This is a genomic window from Clavibacter davisi, assembly GCF_052751415.1.
Map to the genome: position 1 here is coordinate 1,308,428 of NZ_CP199882.1, position 20,085 is coordinate 1,328,512.

Genomic DNA, 20,085 nt, shown 5'->3' on the forward strand with positions numbered 1-20,085 from the left:
GCCCTCCGGGCGGATGCTGGGGACGCCGTCCGCCCGCGCGCCGCGACCCGCGGCGGATGGCAGGATCGAGGGGCCGGATCAGCCGGCTCCCGTTACCCGCCCGAGCCCCGGAGGCCCCATGCCCGACCGCGCCCCGCACGTCGTGTTCGTCTGCGCCCGCAACGGCGGCAAGTCCCAGCTCGCCGCGGCGCTCATGCGGCACGACGGCGACGGCGCGGTGCACGTGTCGTCCGCCGGCACGGATCCCGGGACCGACCTCAACGCGCTCGCCGTGGAGTCGCTCGCCGAGCTCGGCATCGACGTGGGCGACGAGCGCCCCAAGCCGCTCACGGACGACATGGTGCGCGCGGCCGACCTCGTGGTCGTGCTCGGCGCCGAGGCGCACGTGGACGGCGACCGGGGGGTCGCGGTGGAGACGTGGATCACGGACGAGCCGTCCGAGCGCGGCATCGACGGGATGGAGCGGATGCGGCTCGTGCGCGACGACATCCGCGCGCGCGTCACGGAGCTCCGCGGCCGGCTGGGCGGCGCGGCCTAGGGGCTCAGCGCGTCGGGGCCCGGCCGCGGTCGTCGTCGGCGCGCCCCGACGGGCGGTCGGCCCGGTCGGCCCGGTCGGCCCGCTCCGCCCGCGGCCGCGCGACGAGCGCGTCGACGTGCCGCTCCAGCAGGCGGAGCGCGCGGGCGTGCTGTGCGGGATCCGGCTCGTGCACGAGGAGCTGGAGCGCGAGCCCCGCGACGAGCGCCTGCAGGTGGTCGGCCTCGTCGTCCGGATCCGCGTCCGGCCGCAGCAGGCCGGCGGCCCGCAGCTGCGCGAGCTGGGTGAGGCAGGTCTCGCGCGCGGCGGCGTGGGCGGCCCGGCGCACCTCGCGGAGCCGGGGGTGCGACGCCGCGTCGGCGTGCAGCGCGGCTGTGACCTCGGCCTCCGCGCGGCGCTCGTCGTCGAGCGGGAGCCGCTCGGCGAGGACCTGGACCGTGCGGCGGCGGACGTCCGGCTCGGTGCGGCGGCGCGCGGTGCGGGCGGCGACCCGGCGGCCGACGAGCGCGGTCGCGTGCGCCATCAGCTCGATCCGCGTGGGGAACGAGTGCCGCAGGGACCCGGTGCTGAGGCCCGCCTCGGCGGCGACCGTGCGCACGGAGACGCCGCTCGCGCCGTGCCGGCGGATGACGCGCCAGACGGCCTCGGCGAGCTCGTCCTCGCGACGCGCGCGGTCGATCAGGCGGGGCATGGCGTCACGGTAGCACCGGCATCCCGGCTGTCCGCGGGCGGCCCGGCGAACGCGCCGCGAACGGTAGCGTCGACCGAATGCGCCCCTTCACGCCGCCCTGCGGCCCCGTGGTCGGCTGGGCCGACGGCGAGGTCGCGCGGGCCACCGGAATCCCGTACGCCACCGCCGACCGGTTCTCCCCGCCCGTCGCGCACCCCGACTGGAGCACGCCGCTCGAGGCGACGGAGTGGTCCCCGGCCTGCCCGCAGGTGCCCATGGCGGAGCTCGACGCCGTGCTCGGCGACTTCGCCGGCCTCCGGGTGGACGAGGACTGCCTCCGCGTCTCCGTCACGACGCCGCGCGACGCCTCGCCGGACGCGGGGCTGCCCGTGATGGTCTGGATCCACGGCGGCTCGTACGTCGCGGGCGCGGGCGACGTCCCGATCATGGATCCGGCGCCCCTCGTCGCGGAGCAGCGCGTGGTCGTCGTCACCGTCACCTACCGGCTGGGGCTCCTCGGCTACCTCGGCGACGGCGCGGGCCGCCCCGCGAACCTCGGGCTGCTCGACCAGCTGGAGGCGTTCCGCTGGGTCGCTCGCAACATCCGCGCCTTCGGCGGCGACCCCGACCGCGTGACGGCCTTCGGGCAGTCGGCGGGAGGCGACGCGGTCGCGCACCTGATGGCGCTGCCGGAGGCCGCAGGGCTCTTCCGCCGCGCGATCGTGCAGAGCGCACCCCTCGGCATCTCCCGCGGCCGGCGGCGGATGAACGCGGCCATGGCGCGCGCTTCCCGCGGACTCACGGCGGACATGCCCGTCGAGGACGTGGTCGCGCGGCAGCCCGCCGTCGAGCGCGTCGCCGCGCCGTACGGCCTCATCGGCGCGATGCCCTTCGGCACCCAGTACGGCCACGCGCCGCTGCCGCGCGAGTCGGACCTCGACGCGGCCTGGGACCGCGCGGCGCCCCGCGTCGACGTGCTCATCGGCCACACGGCGGAGGAGGCGCGGCTGTTCCTGCCCGACGTCCCGTGGCTCGCGCGCCTCACCCGCGTGCCCGTGGTGGGCCCGCTCGTGCGGCGGGCGGCGGTCGCGGGCGTCACGGGCATCATCTACGGCGTCCCTGGCCTCCGCTTCGCCCGCCGGCACGCGCGCGCGGGCGGCACGGCGCACTGCTACGTGATCCGCTGGTCGGCCCCCGGCAGCCCGCTCGGCGCCGCGCACACTGTCGACCTGCGGCTCCTGTTCGGCGACGAGGAGGCGTGGCGCGGCGCGGGGCTACTGGCGGGCGCGCCGTGGGAGGGCGTCCAGCGCGACGCCCGCCGGGTGCGGCAGGTGTGGGGCGACTTCGCGCGCGGGCGGATCCCGACCCGACAGCTCATCCCGGGCGTGCTGGAGCTGCGGCGCGTCGACGGCTGACGCGGGGTCCCCTGCGTGCGCCGGGCTCCCAGGGGAGGCGTCAGAGCAGGGCGGAGACGGCCGCGGCGACGACGTCCGGATCCGTCACCGGCACCATGTGCTCGGACCGCGGCGCCGGGATCCACGCGCCGTCCGCCGCGGCTGCCGCCGACGCCCGGTGCGCGCCGACGAGGTCGGCGCGTTGCCGCCGCGTGAGCGCGCCGGACGCCGTGCCGGAGATCACGCGGACGGGCACTCCGGGGAGCGTCGACGACGCCCCGGGGTGCGCGGCGAGCGCCGCGAGGCCCGGCAGGAGGTGTCGCTGCTCGGCCGAGGTGGCGCGCGCGGCCGTGACCGAGCCGGCCGCGGCGACGGCGGCCGCGAGGAGGGGCGCGGGCAGGCCCGCGAGTGCGATCCGGTGCAGCGGCGCCAGCAGGCCGAGGCGCGCGAGCGGCACGAGCATCGCCGCCTGCGCCGCGAATCCCGCACGCGCGAGGGGTCCCGTGTAGGAGCGGGCGCGCTCGTCGCTGGGGTCCACGAGCACCACGCCCGCGGTCGCGATGCCGCGCGCGATCCGCCGCGCCGCCGCCACGCGCACGACCGGCCCGCCCCAGCTGTGACCGACGAGCACGAGGCGGCGGTGCGGGAACGCGGCGATGACCGCCTCCAGGTCGTCGGCCAGGCGGTCGAGGTCGCGCGGCGCGGGATCCGGGTCGCTGGATCCGAGGCCCGCCCGGTCGTAGGCGACGACGCGGTGGGTGCGGGCGAGGATCCCGTTCACGAGGCCCCAGGTGAGGCCGCTGCCGCCGAGGCCCGCCTCCAGGACCACGAGGTCGTCGCCGGTGCCGTCGACCATCGCGCGGAGGCGGCGGCCGTCCGGAGTCGTGACCGTGGCCTCGCGCCCGAGGGAGCCGGTGGTCACGCGAGCACGGGCCACGGCTGCGGCGTCCGGTCGTCTGTCGCGAGGAGCCCCGCCAGCCAGTCGTCCTCCCGGCCCTCGCGACCCATCGCACCGAGGCGGACGACCCCCTCGAAGCGGAAGCCGAGCGCGCGGACGACCGCGGCGGATCCGGTGTTCCCGGCATAGGCGCGCCAGCCGATGCGCACGAGCCCGAGACCGGCGGACGCGTCGAACCCGTGCTCGACGACCGAGGCCGCGGCCTCGCGCATGATCCCGTGACCACGTGCTCCCGGCGCCAGCCAGTACCCGATCTCGGCCCCGCCGTCCGCGATCGCGTGCAGTCCCACGGTGCCGACGAGCGCGTCGCCGTCGAGCACGGCCCAGGTGAGGCGCTCGCCCGAGGCCCAGTCGGCGGGGCAGAACGCGGAGACGAAGGAGAGCGCGTCGTCGCGCGTGTACGGGACGGGCACGGGCACGTAGCGCTGGATCGCCGGGTCCTGGCACGCGGCCGTGATCGCATCGACGTCGTGGAGCGCGGGCGGCCGGAGCGTCAGGCGCGGGGTGCGGAGGGTGACGGCGTCCATCGCGCCACGCTAGCGGAGGGCGTGATGACGGACCGTCGCGGCGGGAGCGCGCACGCAGGGCGTGCGCTGACGCGGGTGGCGGGTCCTGCGTCATCATCTCCCTCGACGGCGCTCGGCCGTCGGGCGACGAAGGGAACGCGGTCGGGATGACGACGCGACACCGGATCCTGTTCACCACGACCCTCGTGATCGCCGCGGGGCTGGAGATCGCGGGGGTGATCCTGCTCGCGACCTCGGACTTCGAGGACGTCCGCGGTCGGGGCCTGTGCTTCGCGGCCACGGGGATCGGGATGACCTACGTCCTCGTGCGGCTCGTCCAGCGCAGGCGGACGGACCGCTGAGGGCGACGCGCGTCCGAAGGCGCGCCTGGCGCATGCACGACGGCCCGCCCCCTGCAGCAGGGGACGGGCCGTCGCACGTGCGGACGCGGATCAGTCGCGGGGCTTGCGACCCCGGCGCTCGGGGGCCGCGCCGCGCTCGGCGGCACGGGGGCCGCCGCGGTCGGGCCGGATGTCGATCGGCCGGCCGTTGATGAGCGTGCTGGCGAGCTTGTCGAGGCGGTCCTGAGGCAGGCCGGCCGGCAGCTCGACGAGCGAGAAGTCCGGGCGGATGTCGATGTGGCCGAAGTCCTCGCGGCTGAAGCCGCCCTCGTTGGCGAGCGCGCCGACGATCTGGCGGGGCTCGACGCGGTGGCGGCGGCCGACGTCGATGCGGTACGTGGCCATGTTGCCGCTGCCGCGCGCGGGACGGGCCCGGCGCTCGCCGCGGTCGTCGCCGTCGCGGCCCGGGCGGTCGTCCCGGCGCTCGCGCTCGACGCGCGGGGGACGGAGGTCGTCGGCCGAGAGCAGGAGCGGCGTGTCGCCCTGCGCCACGATCGCGAGCGCGGCGGCCACGTCGGACTCGACGACGTCGTGGTGGTTCACGTAGTGGCCCACGATGTCGCGGAACGCGTCGAGGCGCTCGCGATCCTGGAGCGCGGCGGTGATCGCGTCGTCGAAGCGGGTGAGGCGCGTGACGTTCACGTCCTCCGCGCTCGGCATGCGCATCTCGGTGAGCGGCTGGCGCGTGGCCTTCTCGATGGCGGTGAGGAGGCGGCGCTCGCGCGGCGTGACGAAGCTGATCGCCGCGCCGCTGCGCCCGGCCCGGCCCGTGCGGCCGATGCGGTGCACGTACGACTCGGTGTCGATGGGGATGTCGTAGTTGACGACGTGGCTGATCCGGTCGACGTCGAGCCCGCGGGCCGCGACGTCGGTGGCCACGAGGATGTCGAGCTTGCCCGACTTCAGCTGCTCGACCGTGCGCTCGCGCTGCGCCTGCGCGACGTCGCCGGAGATGGCGGCGGCCGCGTATCCACGGGCGCGGAGCTTCTCGGCGAGCGTCTCCGTCTCGTTCTTCGTGCGGACGAACACGATCATGCCCTCGAAGTTCTCGGTCTCGAGGATGCGGGTGAGCGCGTCGACCTTCTGCGGGTACGACACCATCAGGTAGCGCTGCGTGGTGTTCGCGGAGGTCGTGGTCTTGTTCTTGACCGTGATCTCCTCGGGGTCCTGCAGGTACTTGCCCGAGATGCGGCGGATCTGCGCGGGCATCGTGGCCGAGAACAGCGCGATCTGCTTCGACTTCGGGGTGTCCGCGAGGATGGTCTCCACGTCCTCCGCGAAGCCCATCTTGAGCATCTCGTCGGCCTCGTCGAGCACGAGGAACTTCAGCTGCGACAGGTCGAGGGTGCCCTTGTCGAGGTGGTCCATGATGCGGCCGGGGGTGCCGACGACCACGTGCACGCCGCGGCGGAGCGCCGACAGCTGCACGCCGTAGCCCTGGCCGCCGTAGACGGGGAGCACGTGCACGCCGCGCATGCCGGACGCGTAGCGCTCGAACGCCTCGCACACCTGGAGCGCGAGCTCGCGGGTGGGCGCGAGGACGAGGGCCTGCGGGGTCTTCTGCGAGACGTCGAGGTTGGAGAGGATCGGCAGCGCGAACGCGGCCGTCTTGCCGGTGCCGGTCTGCGCGACGCCCAGGACGTCGCGGCCGGAGAGGAGGGAGGGGATGGTGGCGGCCTGGATGGCCGAGGGGGTCTCGTAGCCGACGTCCTTGAGGGCCTTGAGAACGGGGTCGGACAGGCCGAGGTCGCTGAAGGTCGTGCGGGGGGCGGCGTCCGCGTCGGGGGTGGATGCGGTGTCGTCAGTGCTCATGCCTCAACGGTAGGGGGTCCGGGGGTCGTCGCGCCCCACCCGGGCGGATCCGGGGACGCGCGGTCGGCGGGGAGGGACGGTCAGCGGGGACGGCGCCCGACGTACGCGGTGCGGGTGCCGCGGAGGCGGAGGCCCGGGATGCGCGCCAGGGCGCGCGGCCCGTCCGCGTCGAGGAGGGCGTCGAGCGCCGCGACGTCCGCGGGGGCGAGGCGGTCGGCGGAGCGGTCGCGGACGCGCGTCAGCCACGCGCGGGCGGAGGGGAGCGTCGCGGCGGCGGCGATCGGATCCGCGGGGTCGGTGTCGATGCGGAGGACGCGGGTCTCGACGTCGACGAGCCCCGCGTCCCGGAGCCACGGGGCCCAGTCCGGGTGCGACGGGCCGCCCGTGCCGCCGTGCGTGACGGCGTCGTCCAGGCGGTCGACGAGGCCCGGGCCGCCGAGCCCGGGCCCGAGGTCGACGCCGTCCGGCAGGAAGCGCGGCGGGCCGTCCATCTCCACGACGGCGACGAGGCCGCCGGGCGCGAGGCCGTCGCGGATGCGGAGGAGGAGCCCCGCGGGATCCCGCACCTCGTGCAGCACGAGCGAGGCCCAGACGACGTCGGCGGGCGGGAGCGCGGGCCAGGCGTCGTCGAGGTCGGCGAGGACGGGCCGGATCCGGTCGGCGAGGCCGTCGACGACCGCGCGCTCGGCGACGCGCGCGAGCATGGCCTCGCTCGCGTCGACGGCGACCACCTCGGCCCGGTCGAAGCGCCGGGCGAGCGCGACGGACCCCGTGCCCGTCCCGGCACCGAGGTCGACGACGACGCGGCCGGCGGTGTCGCGGGCGAGGGAGCGGACCCACGTGGTCAGCTCGAGGAGGTGGCGGTGCAGGATGCGCGCGTCGAGGTCGAGCAGGGCGGCGAGCGACGGGTCGGCGGGGGCGTGCGCGTGGTGGTGGGGCATGGACCCATGCTCGCGGGCTGGTGCTCGAAGCGCATAAGATCTTGCACATGACGCAAGAGACCGATGTCGACGCCCTCGTCCGCCAGCGCATCCGGGGGCTCCGCGAGGCGCGCGGCTGGTCGCTCGACGTGCTGGCGGCGCGCTGCTTCCTCAGCCCCTCGACGCTCAGCCGGATCGAGACGGGTCACCGCCGCATCGCCCTCGACCAGCTGGTGCCGCTCGCGAAGGCCCTCGACACGACGCTCGACGAGCTCATCGAGTCCGGGGACGACGCCGACGTCGTGATCCGGCCGCAGAAGGACGTCGAGGCCGGGCGCACCACGTGGGTGCTGTCGCGCGGCGGCGGCACCGCGTCGGGCGTCTTCGTCGCGAAGATGCGCCTCACGCCGCGGCGCCCGTTCCCCGTGGAGGACCTCGGCGTGCATCCCGGGCGCGACTGGTTCACGGTGCTGTCGGGCACGGCGCGGCTGCAGCTGGGGGAGCGGACGATCCTCGTGGAGGCCGGGGACGCGGCCGAGTTCTCGACGATGGTGCCGCACGCCATCAGCGCGCACCGCGGCGTGACGGAGGTGCTCACGATCCTCGACCGCGACGGGCAGCGGGCGCACCTCGCGACCACCGGGGCGGGCGCCGCGGGAGCCTAGCCCCCGGGGGCGGGTCCGCCGGGGCCTCGGACGGCGCCCCGAGGGCACGGGCACCGGCGGCGCCTGCGCGTCAGGCGGCGAGCGCGGCGGCGGCCGGGTCCACGGCGGGGGCCCGCGATGGGGCGAGGTCGACCGCGAGGCTGCGCGTGCCGGCGTGACGGAAGGCGTCGGCGCCGCCCGCGAAGGCGACGCAGGTCGGATCGCCCGGGAGCGGGGCGACGACGACGGGGACGGCCGCGCGGGGAGCGACGAGGGCGGCGGTGGGGGCGACGGACACGGGCACGGGATCCTCCTGATCTCACCGCCCGGGCGGGCGGTGCCCCCAGGCTCGCGGACCGGGATCCGGCGCGCGTCCTCCTGGCGACCCCCGCACCTCCTCCCGCGGCAGGAGATGCGCCGGGCCGCGAGGACCAGCCGCGCCTCAGACGGTGGTGAGCCGGTACCCGCGCTTGATCACGGTCTGGATGATGCCGCCGTCGGGAAGCGACCGCCGCAGCCGCGAGATCGCCACGTCGACCGCGTGGTCGTCGAGCACCTCCGGCGTCGCGCGGGCGAGCACGCGGCGGGGCACGGTCGCGCCCTCCGCGGCGACGAGGGCGCGGAACAGCGCGAGCGGCACGGGGCTCAGGGCGACGCGCTCGCCGTCGATGACGACCAGGCGTCCGCGGAGCTCGATCGCGCCGTGCCGGGTCTCGACGCGCTGGACGCCCGCCTCCTCGAGGTGCGCGCACACGAGCCGGATGAGCGCCCCCATGCGGAACCGGTCGGGCGTGATCGGCAGGATCCCCGCCTCCACGAGCGGCGCCGCCGTCACCGGGCCGACGGCCGCCGCGACCACCATCGTCCGGAGCGCCTCCTGGAGGTCCTCCAGCCGGCCGGCCGCGTCCGCCGTCGTGAACAGGGCCTCGACGGCGGGCGCGCTCGTGAAGGTGACCGCGTCGATCCCGCCCGTGCACACCGTCTCGACGAGCCGCAGCACGCGCGCGGAGTCCTCGTGCACGGTCCAGCGGTAGGGCGCGACCGTGAGCACGCGGGCGCCGGCGGCCTCCAGGCGCGCGAGCTGCACCGGATCCGTGAAGCCGTGCAGCTGCACCGCCACCGTCACGCCGTCGACGTCGCCGCGCAGCACCAGGTCGACGAGCGACGTGGTGGTCTCGCGCTCGCTCATGCCGTGGTCGTCGAGCGAGGCGGCGCGGATGGCGCCACGCGCCTTGGGGCCGCGGACGAGGATGCGCGCCCCCGCGAGGACCTCGGTGAGCTCGTCGCCGATGCCCGCGGCGTCGGCGGCCTCGAACCAGCGCCGGATGCCGTAGGACGTCGTGGCGAGCAGGATGCCGGGCCGGGCCCGGATGATCGCGCGCGTCTCCGCCTCGAGCGCGGAGTCGTCGCTGACGCCGGTCATGCGGATCGTGGGCGCGTGCATCACGTCGGCGCCGCGGCGCTCGAACGCGGCGATGAGGTCCTCGGAGCGCCGGTCGGAGGTGACGGCGATGCGGAAGCCCTCGAGCTGGTCGGGGCGGAAGCCGGGCTCGGCGTCGGATCCGGTCATGGCGGGCGCTCCCTCGGCGGTCACGGCGTCGCCCGTGCCCGGCGCTCATCCTCCCACGGCGCGTGCCCGGCGGCCGCGGCCTCCTCGGCCCAGCCGGGCACCCGCACGACCTCGCCCACGACGATGACCGCGGGCGAGCGCGGCGCCACCGTGCCGAGCAACCCGGCGACGCCCGCGACCGTGGTGACCGTCGTGCGCTGGTCGATCGCGTAGCCGCGCTCCACGATGGCGAGCGGCATGTCGGCGCGCATGCCGTGCCGCTGGAGCCCCGCCACGAGGTGCGGCAGCGTGTTCACGCCCATGAGCACGACGAGCGTGCCGCCGAGGCCCACGAGGTGCGCGAGCTCGTCCTCGGAGAAGGGCACGTGGCCCGAGACCACCGTGAAGGCGCGGCTCACCTCGCGGTGCGTGACGGGGATCCCGGCGGCGGCGGGCACCGCGACGGCGCTCGTGACGCCGGGCACGACGGTCACGGGCACGCCGGCCGCCCGGCACGCGATGACCTCCTCGCCGCCGCGCCCGAAGACGAACGGGTCGCCGCCCTTGAGGCGCACGACGCGGAGGCCGCGGGACGCGTGCTCGACGAGCAGCTCCTCGATCCGGCGCTGCGGCACGGCGTGGTGCCCGGGGGTCTTGCCCACGTCGACGAGCTCGGCGCCCGGGGCGAACGCCGCCACGTCGTCGGTGGGGCCGAGGCGGTCGTGCAGCACGACGTCGGCCTCGGCGAGGGCGGCGCGCGCCGCGACGGTCATGAGGCCCGGATCCCCGGGGCCGCCGCCCACGAGCGTCACGTGCCCGAGCGGCGTGGGCGCGATGCCCTCGGCCACCTGGAACCAGACGCGCTCGGCCCGGCAGGCCTCGGCGACCGCGGCGCGGCGGACGGCGTCGCCCTCCACCCACAGCACGAGGTCGGGCAGCGGCCGGCCGTCGAGGGCCGCCGCGTCGAGCGCCGCGCACGCGGCGTGGTCGGGCACGAGCTCCACGTGGGCGCCGTCCGCGGCGATCCGGGCGGTGATCCGGCGGGTGGCGTCGGCGCCGCCCACCACGACGACGCGGCGGCCCTGGACATCGAGGGGGATCGGCACGGCTCACACCTTCCGGACGGGGATGGACGGTCCCGACAGCATGACGGATCCGTCGCGCTCCTCCGGGGAGGCGGGCCTCCTCTGGCCGCGCTCCTCGACGCGGGCGAGCGACGGGTCCGGCGTGGTCGGCGCGTTGACGAACGAGCGGAAGCGGCGGAGCCGGTCGGGGTCGGCGAGCGTCGCCGCCCACTCGTCCTCGTAGCCGTCGATCTGCAGCGCCATCGCCTGCTCGAGCTCCTCGGCGATGCCGAGCGAGTCCTCCACGACCACCTGGTGCACGTGCTCGAGGCCGCCCTCCAGCTCCTCCTGCCAGCGCGCCGTGCGCTGGAGCCGCTCGGCCGTGCGCACGTAGTACATGAGGTAGCGGTCGATGTAGCGGATGAGGGTGGCGTCGTCGAGGTCCTTGGCGAGCAGTTGCGCGTGCGCGGGCGTGAAGCCGCCGTTGCCGCCGACGTAGAGGTTCCAGCCGGTCTCGGTCGCGATCACGCCGATGTCCTTGGCGCGCGCCTCGGCGCACTCGCGCGCGCAGCCGGAGACGCCCATCTTGAACTTGTGCGGCGAGCGCACGCCGCGGTAGCGCAGCTCCAGGTGCACGGCCATCGCGACGGCGTCCTGCACGCCGTAGCGGCACCACGTGGATCCCACGCACGACTTCACGTTGCGGAGCGCCTTGCCGTACGCCTGGCCGGACTCGAAGCCGGCGTCGACGAGGATCCGCCAGATCTCCGGCAGCTGCTCCAGCCGGGCGCCGAACATGTCGATGCGCTGGCCGCCCGTGATCTTCGTATAGAGGTCGTACCGCTCGGCCACCTCCGCGATGACCTTGAGCTTCGCGGGCGTGATCTCGCCGCCCGGGATGCGCGGGACGACCGAGTACGTGCCGTCCTTCTGCATGTTCGCGAGCGCCCGGTCGTTGGTGTCCTGCAGCGGCCCCTGGCCGGCGTCGAGGATGTAGCCCTTGGTCTGGGTGGCGAGCACGGACGCGACCACGGGCTTGCAGACGTCGCAGCCGAGGCCGGACCCCAGGCGCTCGAACACCTGCGCGGCGGAGGTGAGGCCGAGGATCCGCACGGTCTCGAACAGCTCGCTGCGGCTCACGGCGAAGTGCTCGCACAGGGCGCGCGACACCTCGACGCCCGCGGCCTCGAGCTCGGTGTCGAGGATCTTCTTCACGAGCGGCACGCACGATCCGCACTGGGTGCCGGCGCGGCTGCACGCCTTGAGCGCGGCGAGGTCGGTGCAGCCGGGGGCGCCGTCGGATCCGCGGACCGCGTGCCGCACGTCGCCCGCGCTCACGTCGTTGCAGGAGCACACCTGCACGTCGTCGGGGAGGTCGGTGGCGGCGGGCGGCTCGGCGCCCGCGGCCGAGAGGTAGGCGCCGGGCTCGGACGCGAGCTCGCGGCCGAGCATCGGGCGGAGCGCGCTGTAGGGGGCCGCGTCGCCCACGAAGACGCCGCCGAGGAGGGTCCGCGCGTCGTCGCTCATGACGATCTTCTGGTACAGCCCGCGGGCGGGATCGGCGTAGACGACCTCGAGCGCGCCCTCCGAGCGGCCCATCGCGTCGCCGAAGGACGCGACCTCCACGCCGGCGAGCTTGAGCTTCGTCGCGTCGTCGATGCCGGGGAACACCGCCTCGCCGCCCGTGATGCGGTCGGCGACGGTCTCCGCCATCGCGTTCGCGGGCGCCACGAGGCCGACGCACACGCCGTCGACCGCGGCGACCTCGCCGATCGCCCACACGTGCGGGGCCGAGGTGCGGCACGCCGCGTCGATCGCGACGCCGCCCCGCGGGCCGAGCTCGAGCCCGGCGTCGCGCGCGAGCTCGTCGCGCGGCGTGATCCCGATGGAGAACACGACGACGTCCGCGGAGATCGTGCGCCCGTCGGTGAGCGCCACCCCGGTCACGCGGCCGGTCGGCGTCGTGAGGATCGCGGTGGGCCGGACGCCGAGGTGCAGCTCGATGCCGCGGCCGTGGACGATGCGCCCGAGCGCCTGCCCCGCCCCCTCGTCGAGCTGGGACGACATGAGCCAGCGGCCCGAGTGCACGACCGCCGAGCGGGCGCCGAGGGCGTGCACGCCGCCCGCGGCCTCGAGCCCGAGGAGGCCGCCGCCGACCGTGACGACGTTCGCGGGCCGGCCGTTCCTCTCGCGGAAGCGCGCGATCTCGGCCACGAGGTCGGCGACGTCCGCGAGCGTCCGGTACACCCGGCCGGACGCGGCGCCGTCGATGGGCGGCACGGTCGCGGAGGATCCCGTCGCGAGCACGAGCTCGTCGTAGGGGAGGACCGCGCCGTCGTCGAGGGAGACCGTGCGGGCCGCCGGGTCGATGCGCGTGGCGAGTCGGCCGGGACGGCAGTCGAGCGCGACGTGGTCCCAGAACGCGGCCTCGCCGAGGGTCAGGTCGACCTCGCCGGCGAGGCGCTTCGAGAGCTGCACGCGGTCGTAGGGGAGGTGCGGCTCGTCGCCGACCACGGTGACCCGGAGGTCGGGCGACGACGCGTCCGCGCGGGAGGCGAGCGACTCGGCGAGCCGGTGCGCCGCGGGACCGCCGCCCACGACGACGACCCGGCGGATGCCGTCGGGCCCCGTGGTCGGGGCCTGGTCGGCGCGCAGGGGGACGGCGTGCGGGTCGGGCGGCGTGGCAGCTGGTGCGCTCATGACGGACCTCCTCCTCGGGTGTCCTCCCACGCTAGGCAGGGCCCGTTTCGGGGCCGTTGCCCCCGTGTCACGCCGTGTGACGCGCGCCTCACGCCGATGCCGGACGGCCGAGAGGTCTTCGTTACGCCGCCGTCACGGCGACGGTCGGAGACCGAAACACCGCGTCCCTAGCGTGGCCGACACGAGCCGCCCGGATCCGTGCCGGGCCGTATACACCGCACCACCCGGCACCGACCGCGAGGAGACCGCATGACCATGACGGAGGTCGCCGCGTCCGACGCGGGCGCGACGTCGACGGGCCCCTGGACCGCCGTCTGCCGGCTCGACCAGCTGGAGCCGCTCTGGGGCGAGGCCGCGCTCGTCGGCGGCGAGCAGGTCGCGCTCCTCCGCCTGCCGGACGGGAGCGTGCGGGCCGTCGACCACGCGGATCCGGCGACCGGGGCCTTCGTGATGGCGCGCGGCATCGTCGGTTCCCGCGGCACCCGCACCACCATCGCCTCGCCGCTGCACAAGGACGTCTTCGACCTCGACACGGGGGAGTGCCTCACGACGCCCGCGCTGCGGCTGCCTGTGTGGCGCAGCCGCGTGCGCGACGGCGTCGTGGAGGTGGCCCGCTCGGCGGCGCTCGTCGCGGCGTCGCACGGCACCTCGGATCCGGCCGGCCGCCGCGCGGTGACCGCGCTCGTGCAGGCCGTGCGCGAGGCCCGGCCCGACCTCCGCGTCGTGGACGCGCACGTCGACGTGCAGCAGCCCGACGTGCCCGCCGCCATGGACCTGCTCGACGACCCGTCCCGCGCGGTCGTCGTCGTGCCGCTCCTCCTGAGCGCCGGGTACCACGTGCACGTCGACCTCGCCGAGGCCGCCGCCGACGCCGCGCCGCGGGAGGTTCGCGTCACGGGCGCGCTCGGGCCGGATCCGCGGCTCGCGACCGTGCTCGCCCGCCGTCTCCGGGAGGCCGGGCTGCGGGACGGCGACCGCGTCGTGCTCGCGGCCGCCGGATCCAGCGACGCGGGCGCCGTCGCCGACTGCCACGCCGTGGGCGGCATGCTCGCGTCCGAGCTCGGCCGCGAGGTCGTCACGTCGTTCATCTCGGCGGCGCGACCGCGCGTGCCCGCGGCCGTCCGCGCGGAGCGGGACGCCCACCCGGGATCCCGCGTCGTCGTGGCCACCTACCTCCTCGCCCCCGGCTACTTCGCCACCCTCGCCGAGCGCGCGGGAGGGGACGCGACGAGCGCCCCGCTCCTCGTCGACGGCGAGGCGCCGCCCGCCGAGCTCGTCGACATCGTCGTCGAGCTGCACGCGTCGGCGGCGGTGCCCGTGCGCTGACCCGCGCCCGGCCGACGGCGCCCGCCGCGCATCGGCGCCCACCCGCCGCCACCCGACCACGATCCGCCATGCCCGTCCCGCTCGACCACGACCAGGAGACCCGCCATGACCGAACTCCTCCCGCCCGCGACCGGGCGCACCGCGCCCGCTCCCGAGCAGCCCGTCGCCCCGGCCGCCGCGCCAGGTGCCGGGTCGCCCTCCGCCCGCACCGTCGACGCGCACGGAGCCCAGGCCCCCGGCCTCACCTTCCGCGACGGCGCCGTCATCGACGGCTGGGACCCGGAGGACCAGGCGCAGTGGGCCGGCGGCGGATCCCGCATCGCCGCCCGCAACCTGCGCTGGTCGATCCTCGCCGAGTTCCTCGGCTTCGTCGTCTGGCAGCTGTGGTCGATCGTCGTGGTCCAGCTGCCGGCCGCCGGCTTCGACCTGTCCACGGGCCAGGTGTTCTGGCTCATCTCGATGCCGAGCCTCGTCGGCGCGACCCTCCGCTTCCCCTACACCTTCATGGTGCCGCGCTTCGGCGGCCGCAACTGGACCGTCATCTCGGCCCTCCTGCTGCTCATCCCGACGATCGCGCTCGCCGTGTGCGTCGGGAACCCGCAGACGCCCTTCGGCGTGCTGCTCCTCGTGGCCGCGCTCGCCGGGTTCGGCGGCGGCAACTTCGCGAGCTCCATGTCGAACATCACCTACTTCTACCCGCAGAGCCGCAAGGGCTGGGCGCTCGGCCTCAACGCCGCGGGCGGCAACCTCGGGGCGTCGGTGGCGCAGCTCGTGGTGCCGCTCGTGATCACGGTGGGCGCGGCCGCGACGCTCGACCTCCCGCTCGCCGGCTGGGTCTGGGTGCCGCTCATCCTCGTCGCCGCGTTCGGCGCCTGGCGGCGCATGGACAACCTCTCGCACGCGAAGGCCGACCTCACGGCGTCGCTCGCGGCGCTCCGAGAGCCGCACCTGTGGATCCTCGCGTTCCTCTACGTGGGCACCTTCGGCTCGTTCATCGGCTTCGCGGGCGTGTTCCCGAAGCTCATCTCCGACGAGTTCCCCGAGCTGTCGACCTTCGCGGTGGGCTCGGCGACGCTGTCGCTCGCGTTCCTCGGCTCGCTCATGGGATCCATCGCCCGGCCGATCGGCGGCCGCCTCGCCGACCGGCACGGCGGCGCCGCGGTGACCATGGGCGCGTTCGTGGTGATGGGCCTCGCGGTCGTCGCGGTCATCGCCACCCTGCCGATGGGCAGCTTCCCGCTCTTCCTCGCGCTGTTCCTCGTGCTCTTCACGGCGAGCGGCATGGGCAACGGCGCGACCTACCGCATGATCCCGGCGGTGTTCGCCCTCCGCTCCGGCACGGCGCGCGCCGGCCGCGGATCCGGCGACGTGGGCACGCAGCGGAAGACGGCGGCGGCGCTCGGCCTCATCTCCGGCCTCGGCGCGTACGGCGGCTTCATCATCCCGCAGGTGCTCAGCCTCTCGAAGACGGAGACGGGCGGGTACACGACGGGTCTCGGCGGCTTCGTCGTGGCGTACGCGGTGATGCTCGCGGTGACCGGGCTCGTCTACCTGCGGGCGGGCGGGATCCGCCGCGGGACCGCCGCCGGCGCGCGCGTCTGATGCCGGCGGTCGCCGAGGCGGGGCCCGGCGCGGTCGGCGGCGCGCCCGCGGGCACGCGCGGGCACTGCCCGTACTGCGCCCTCCAGTGCGCGATGACGATGGTGCCGGTGCCGGTGCCGGTGCCGGCGGCGTCGCCCGCACCCGCGTCGCCCGCACCCGGGTCGCCCGCCGCGCCCGCACCCGTGCTCGAGGTCGCGGGCCGCGACTTCCCGACGAACCGCGGCGGCCTCTGCCGCAAGGGCTGGACCAGCGCCGAGGTGCTCACGGCGGCGGGCCGGCTCACGCATCCGCTCGTGCGGGACGCGTCGGGCGGGCTCGTCCGCGCGACGTGGGACGAGGCGCTCGACCTCGTCGCCGATCGGCTCCGCGACAGCCGCGCGCGCTTCGGCGCCGACTCGGTGGGCGTCTTCGGCGGCGGCGGCCTCACCAACGAGAAGGCCTACCAGCTCGGGAAGTTCGCGCGCATCGCCCTCGGCACCTCCCGCATCGACTACAACGGCCGGTTCTGCATGTCGTCCGCGGCGGCCGCCGGCAACCGCGCGTTCGGCGTCGACCGCGGGCTGCCGTTCCCCGTCGCCGACCTCGACGGCGCGGCCACGATCCTGCTGCTCGGCTCCAACGTCGCCGCCACCATGCCGCCGTTCATCGGGCACCTCGGCGGGGCGCGGGCCGCGGGCGGGCTCGTCGTGGTGGATCCGCGCCGCTCGGCCACCGCGCACCTCGCCGACGACGGGCAGGGGATCCACCTGCAGCCCGCGCCCGGGACCGACCTCGTGCTGCTGCTCGGGCTGATCCACGTCGTGCTCGCGGAGGGCCTCGCCGACGACGCGTACGTCGCCGCGCGCACCACGGGCCTCGACGCCGTGCGCCGGAGCGCCAACGCGTGGTGGCCGGAGCGCGTGCAGCAGGTGACGGGCGTGCCGGTCGCGGAGCTGCGCCGGGTGGCCCGGCGGCTCGCGGACGGCCGCGGCACCTTCATCCTCACCGGCCGCGGCGTCGAGCAGCACGTGGACGGCACCGACACCGCGACCGCCGCCATCGACCTCGCGCTGCTGCTCGGGCTGCCCGGTCGGCCCGGATCCGGCTACGGCACCCTCACCGGCCAGGGCAACGGGCAGGGCGGACGCGAGCACGGCCAGAAGTGCGACCAGCTGCCCGGCTACCGGCGGATCGCCGACCCCGCGGCCCGCGCGCACGTCGCCGCCGTGTGGGGCGTGGACCCCGCGACCATCCCGGGGCCCGGCGTGCCGGCGGTCGAGCTGCTCGGCGAGCTGGGGGAGCCCGGCGGGATCCGCTGCCTGCTCGTGCACGGATCCAACGTCGTCGTCTCCGCGCCCGACGTCACCGCCGTGCGCCGCGGCCTCGCGCGCCTCGACCTGCTCGTCGTGTGCGACCTCGTGCTCTCCGAGACCGCGGCGCTCGCCGACGTGGTGCTGCCCGTCACGCAGTGGGCCGAGGAGGAGGGCACCACGACCTCGCTCGAGGGACGCGTGATCCGACGCCGCCGCGCCCTCGCCCCGCCGCCGGAGGTGCGCAGCGAGCTGGAGGTGCTGGCCGAGCTGGCGCGGCGGCTCGACGCGCCCTCCGCCTGGCCCACCGACCCCGCCGTCGTGTTCGACGAGCTCGCGCGGGCGTCGGCGGGCGGCATCGCCGACTACTCCGGGCTCAGCCACGCGCTCCTCGACGACGACGCCGTGGAGGCGTTCTGGCCGTACCCGGCCGGATCCACGGGCACGCCGCGCCTATTCGCCGACCGGTTCGCGCACCCGGACGGACGCGCGCGGCTCGTCGCGGTGAGCCCCCGCGACGTGACCGCGGGGGATCCGGCGCCCGTCGGCGGCGCGCTCACGCTCGTCACCGGGCGGCTGCTCGAGCACTACCAGTCGGGCGCGCAGACCCGGCGGGTGCCCGAGCTGCAGGACGCGCAGCCCGTGGCGCGGCTGCAGATCCACCCGGTGACGGCGGTGCGGCTCGGGATCGTGCACGGCGCGCCCGTCGCGGTCCAGAACGCGCGCGGCGAGGTGCGGGCCGTCGCGGAGGTGACCGCGGGGATCCGGCACGACACGGTGTTCCTGCCCTTCCACTACGCGGGATCCGAGTGCGCGAACCTGCTGACGGCCGCCGACGTGGATCCCGTCTCGGCCATGCCCGAGTTCAAGCGCACGGCCGTGACCGTGCGCGCGCTGGCGACGGACGCGGGGGCTGCGCGTGGCTGAGGCGGGGGACGGCGCGATCCGCGTGCTGGTCGTCGGCCACGGGCCCGTCGCGGCGCGTCTCGTCGAGGGGCTCCTGCCGGCGGTGCGGGCCGGGATCCTCGACGTCGTGGTCGTGGGCGCCGAGGAGGACGACCCCTACAACCGCGTGCTCGTCGCGGAGCACGCCGTGGGGCGCGCCGACCGGGAGCGCCTCGAGGTGGCCGACACGGCCGCGGCCGAGGCGGCGGGCGTGCGCGTGCTGCGGCACGGCGCGGTGGTCGGGATCGATCGCGGGCACCGGATCGCGACGCTGCACACCGGCCAGGTGCTGCCCTACGACCGGCTCGTGCTGGCGACGGGCGCCCGCGCGCACGTGCCGCCGATGGACGGGCTCGAGGCGTCCCGGCATGCGCGCGGCGACGCCCCGCGGGATCCCGACGCGCTCGATCACGGACGGCGTCCGCTCCCGGCGGGCGTGGTCGCGCTCCGCGACCTGCGGGATGCGCGCATCGTGCTGGCGGCCGTCCGGGCCGGGCGGCGCATCGTCGTGCTCGGCGCGGGCGTGCTCGGCATGGAGCTGGCGCTCGCCGCGGCCGAGCAGGGCGCGGACGTCGTCGCCGTGCATCACGGCGACGTACCCATGGCGCGCAACCTCGATCGCGGCGGCGGCCGCACGCTCAGCCACGCGGCCGACGCGGCGGGCGTCGCGATGGCGGCGCACGCCCGGGCCGAGGGCGTGCTGCTGCACGACCGCGGCACCGACGACGAGCGCTTCCAGGCGCTCCTGCTCGCGGACGGCGGGCGCATCGACGGCGACCTCCTCGTGCTGTCCTGCGGCGTCACGGCGCGCGACGAGCTCGCGTCCGCGGCGGGCCTCGCGGTGGGGCGCGGCGTGCTCGTGGGCGCCGACCTCCGCAGCTGGACCGACCCGGCCGTGTTCGCGATCGGGGACTGCGCGCACGTCGCGGCGCCGGGATCCGCGCGGCCCGACGGACAGGTCCCCGGCGGGCCGTCCGGCCTCATCGGGCCGGGCTGGCGGCAGGCCGACGCGCTCGCGGGGCTGCTCGCGGCCGAGGCGGAGGCCCGGCACGGGCACGCGGCGGGATCCGCGGGAGGCAGCGCGCCGGTCGTGCCCGATGCCCCGCCCGGCCTCGGTGCCGATGACGGGCGTCCGCCCGTCGTGATGCTCAAGGCCGAGGGCGTCGACGTGGTCGCGGGCGGCGACGTGACCGCGGAGCCGTGGGACGACCCGCCCCGGCGACGCCGCCGGCCGGGCCGCGCGCACGCCGCGACCTGCGACACCGAGGAGCTCGACGCCGACGCGGGCCCCGCCCCGCGCGAGGTGGCCGTGTGGACCGACCCCGCCCGCGGCGCGTACGTCAAGACCGTGACGCGCGACGGGATCCTCGTGGGCTTCGTCAGCGTCGGCATGCCGCGCGCGGGTGCCGAGCTCACGCTCCTGTTCGAGCGCCGCGGCGAGCTGCCGGCCGACCGCTCCGTGCTCCTCCGCCTCGATGCGGCCGACGCCGGGGCCCTGCCCACCGGGGATCCGCTCGCGCCCGACGCGACCGTGTGCTGGTGCAACGGCGTGACCGCGGGGACCATCGCGGAGGCCGCCGCGGGCGGTGCCGCCACGGTCGAGGAGATCGGCGCGTGCACGCGCGCGGGCACCGGGTGCGGCACGTGCCGCGGGCGGATCCAGGAGGTCCTCGCCTCCGCGGGCGGCCGGGCGGCGGCGCTGCTGTAGGGGAGCGGGGCGCGCGGCGCGTCGCGCGGGCCGCGGGCACGCGCGCCGCGCCGCGGGTCAGC

17 protein-coding genes are annotated in these 20,085 nt (G+C 76.6%); 8 read left to right on the forward strand and 9 right to left on the reverse strand.

Going from position 1 to position 20,085, the window contains the following annotated elements; translation table 11 throughout:
• Positions 1-118: 118 nt before the first annotated feature.
• Positions 119-538, forward strand: coding sequence for an arsenate-mycothiol transferase ArsC (locus ACU4ZT_RS06250; RefSeq protein WP_063072939.1), 420 nt, complete (start codon positions 119-121; stop codon positions 536-538).
• Positions 539-542: 4 nt separating this feature from the next.
• On the opposite strand, the gene ACU4ZT_RS06255 is transcribed toward ACU4ZT_RS06250, so the two are convergent.
• Positions 543-1,226: a TetR/AcrR family transcriptional regulator gene (locus ACU4ZT_RS06255; protein WP_445338383.1), complete on the reverse strand. Its 684-nt coding sequence runs from the start codon at positions 1,224-1,226 to the stop codon at positions 543-545.
• Between the two features lie 77 nt (positions 1,227-1,303).
• On the opposite strand from ACU4ZT_RS06255, the gene ACU4ZT_RS06260 reads away from it, so the two are divergent.
• The gene (locus tag ACU4ZT_RS06260; RefSeq protein WP_445338385.1) at positions 1,304-2,620 is read left to right on the forward strand and encodes a carboxylesterase family protein; all 1,317 of its coding nucleotides are present in this window, start codon (positions 1,304-1,306) and stop codon (positions 2,618-2,620) included.
• Between the two features lie 40 nt (positions 2,621-2,660).
• Here ACU4ZT_RS06260 and ACU4ZT_RS06265 read toward each other — a convergent pair whose 3' ends face one another.
• Positions 2,661-3,521, reverse strand: a complete 861-nt coding sequence (locus tag ACU4ZT_RS06265; protein ID WP_254654606.1) for an alpha/beta fold hydrolase — start codon at positions 3,519-3,521, stop codon at positions 2,661-2,663.
• Positions 3,518-4,084 (reverse strand): GNAT family N-acetyltransferase, encoded by a 567-nt coding sequence (locus ACU4ZT_RS06270; protein ID WP_445338387.1) that lies wholly within the window; start codon positions 4,082-4,084, stop codon positions 3,518-3,520. Before ACU4ZT_RS06270 ends, ACU4ZT_RS06265 begins: the two co-directional genes overlap by 4 nt.
• 146 nt (positions 4,085-4,230) lie before the next feature.
• Here ACU4ZT_RS06270 and ACU4ZT_RS06275 point away from each other — a divergent pair, with 146 nt between their 5' ends.
• Positions 4,231-4,425, forward strand: a complete 195-nt coding sequence (locus ACU4ZT_RS06275; protein ID WP_270979349.1) for a hypothetical protein — start codon at positions 4,231-4,233, stop codon at positions 4,423-4,425.
• A gap of 90 nt (positions 4,426-4,515) precedes the next feature.
• On the opposite strand, the gene ACU4ZT_RS06280 is transcribed toward ACU4ZT_RS06275, so the two are convergent.
• Both ACU4ZT_RS06280 and ACU4ZT_RS06285 read right to left on the reverse strand, forming a co-directional pair.
• Positions 4,516-6,276 (reverse strand): DEAD/DEAH box helicase, encoded by a 1,761-nt coding sequence (locus ACU4ZT_RS06280; RefSeq protein ID WP_270979351.1) that lies wholly within the window; start codon positions 6,274-6,276, stop codon positions 4,516-4,518.
• Positions 6,277-6,356: 80 nt separating this feature from the next.
• Entirely contained in the window at positions 6,357-7,217 is an 861-nt protein-coding gene (locus tag ACU4ZT_RS06285; protein ID WP_445338390.1) for a class I SAM-dependent methyltransferase, read from the reverse strand.
• A 47-nt stretch (positions 7,218-7,264) separates the two neighbouring features.
• Here ACU4ZT_RS06285 and ACU4ZT_RS06290 point away from each other — a divergent pair, with 47 nt between their 5' ends.
• On the forward strand, positions 7,265-7,861 hold the full coding sequence (locus ACU4ZT_RS06290) for an XRE family transcriptional regulator (protein ID WP_063072946.1): 597 nt from the start codon (positions 7,265-7,267) through the stop codon (positions 7,859-7,861).
• A gap of 70 nt (positions 7,862-7,931) precedes the next feature.
• Here ACU4ZT_RS06290 and ACU4ZT_RS06295 read toward each other — a convergent pair whose 3' ends face one another.
• From ACU4ZT_RS06295 to nirB, 4 genes are all read right to left on the reverse strand, one after another.
• Positions 7,932-8,138, reverse strand: coding sequence for a hypothetical protein (locus ACU4ZT_RS06295; RefSeq protein ID WP_131798154.1), 207 nt, complete (start codon positions 8,136-8,138; stop codon positions 7,932-7,934).
• Positions 8,139-8,282: 144 nt separating this feature from the next.
• Positions 8,283-9,410, reverse strand: coding sequence for a uroporphyrinogen-III synthase (locus tag ACU4ZT_RS06300; protein ID WP_063072966.1), 1,128 nt, complete (start codon positions 9,408-9,410; stop codon positions 8,283-8,285).
• Positions 9,411-9,430: 20 nt separating this feature from the next.
• The gene (gene cobA / locus ACU4ZT_RS06305) at positions 9,431-10,495 is read right to left on the reverse strand and encodes a uroporphyrinogen-III C-methyltransferase (RefSeq protein WP_445338393.1); all 1,065 of its coding nucleotides are present in this window, start codon (positions 10,493-10,495) and stop codon (positions 9,431-9,433) included.
• A gap of 3 nt (positions 10,496-10,498) precedes the next feature.
• The gene (nirB, locus tag ACU4ZT_RS06310) at positions 10,499-13,153 is read right to left on the reverse strand and encodes a nitrite reductase large subunit NirB (protein ID WP_081235166.1); all 2,655 of its coding nucleotides are present in this window, start codon (positions 13,151-13,153) and stop codon (positions 10,499-10,501) included.
• Between the two features lie 249 nt (positions 13,154-13,402).
• Here nirB and nirD point away from each other — a divergent pair, with 249 nt between their 5' ends.
• From nirD to ACU4ZT_RS06330, 4 genes are all read left to right on the forward strand, one after another.
• A complete protein-coding gene (gene nirD, locus ACU4ZT_RS06315; protein ID WP_081235167.1) occupies positions 13,403-14,479 on the forward strand; it encodes a nitrite reductase small subunit NirD in 1,077 nt (358 codons plus the stop codon).
• 105 nt (positions 14,480-14,584) lie between these two features.
• Positions 14,585-16,081 carry an MFS transporter gene (locus ACU4ZT_RS06320; RefSeq protein WP_081235168.1) on the forward strand — a complete coding sequence of 499 codons (1,497 nt, stop codon included), beginning with the start codon at positions 14,585-14,587 and terminating at the stop codon, positions 16,079-16,081.
• Between the two features lie 92 nt (positions 16,082-16,173).
• Positions 16,174-18,297: a molybdopterin oxidoreductase family protein gene (locus ACU4ZT_RS06325; protein WP_445338630.1), complete on the forward strand. Its 2,124-nt coding sequence runs from the start codon at positions 16,174-16,176 to the stop codon at positions 18,295-18,297.
• Entirely contained in the window at positions 18,290-20,023 is a 1,734-nt protein-coding gene (locus ACU4ZT_RS06330) for an FAD-dependent oxidoreductase (RefSeq protein ID WP_414748104.1), read from the forward strand. The genes ACU4ZT_RS06325 and ACU4ZT_RS06330 overlap by 8 nt, the downstream gene beginning before the upstream one ends.
• The last annotated feature ends 62 nt before the right edge of the window (positions 20,024-20,085 follow it).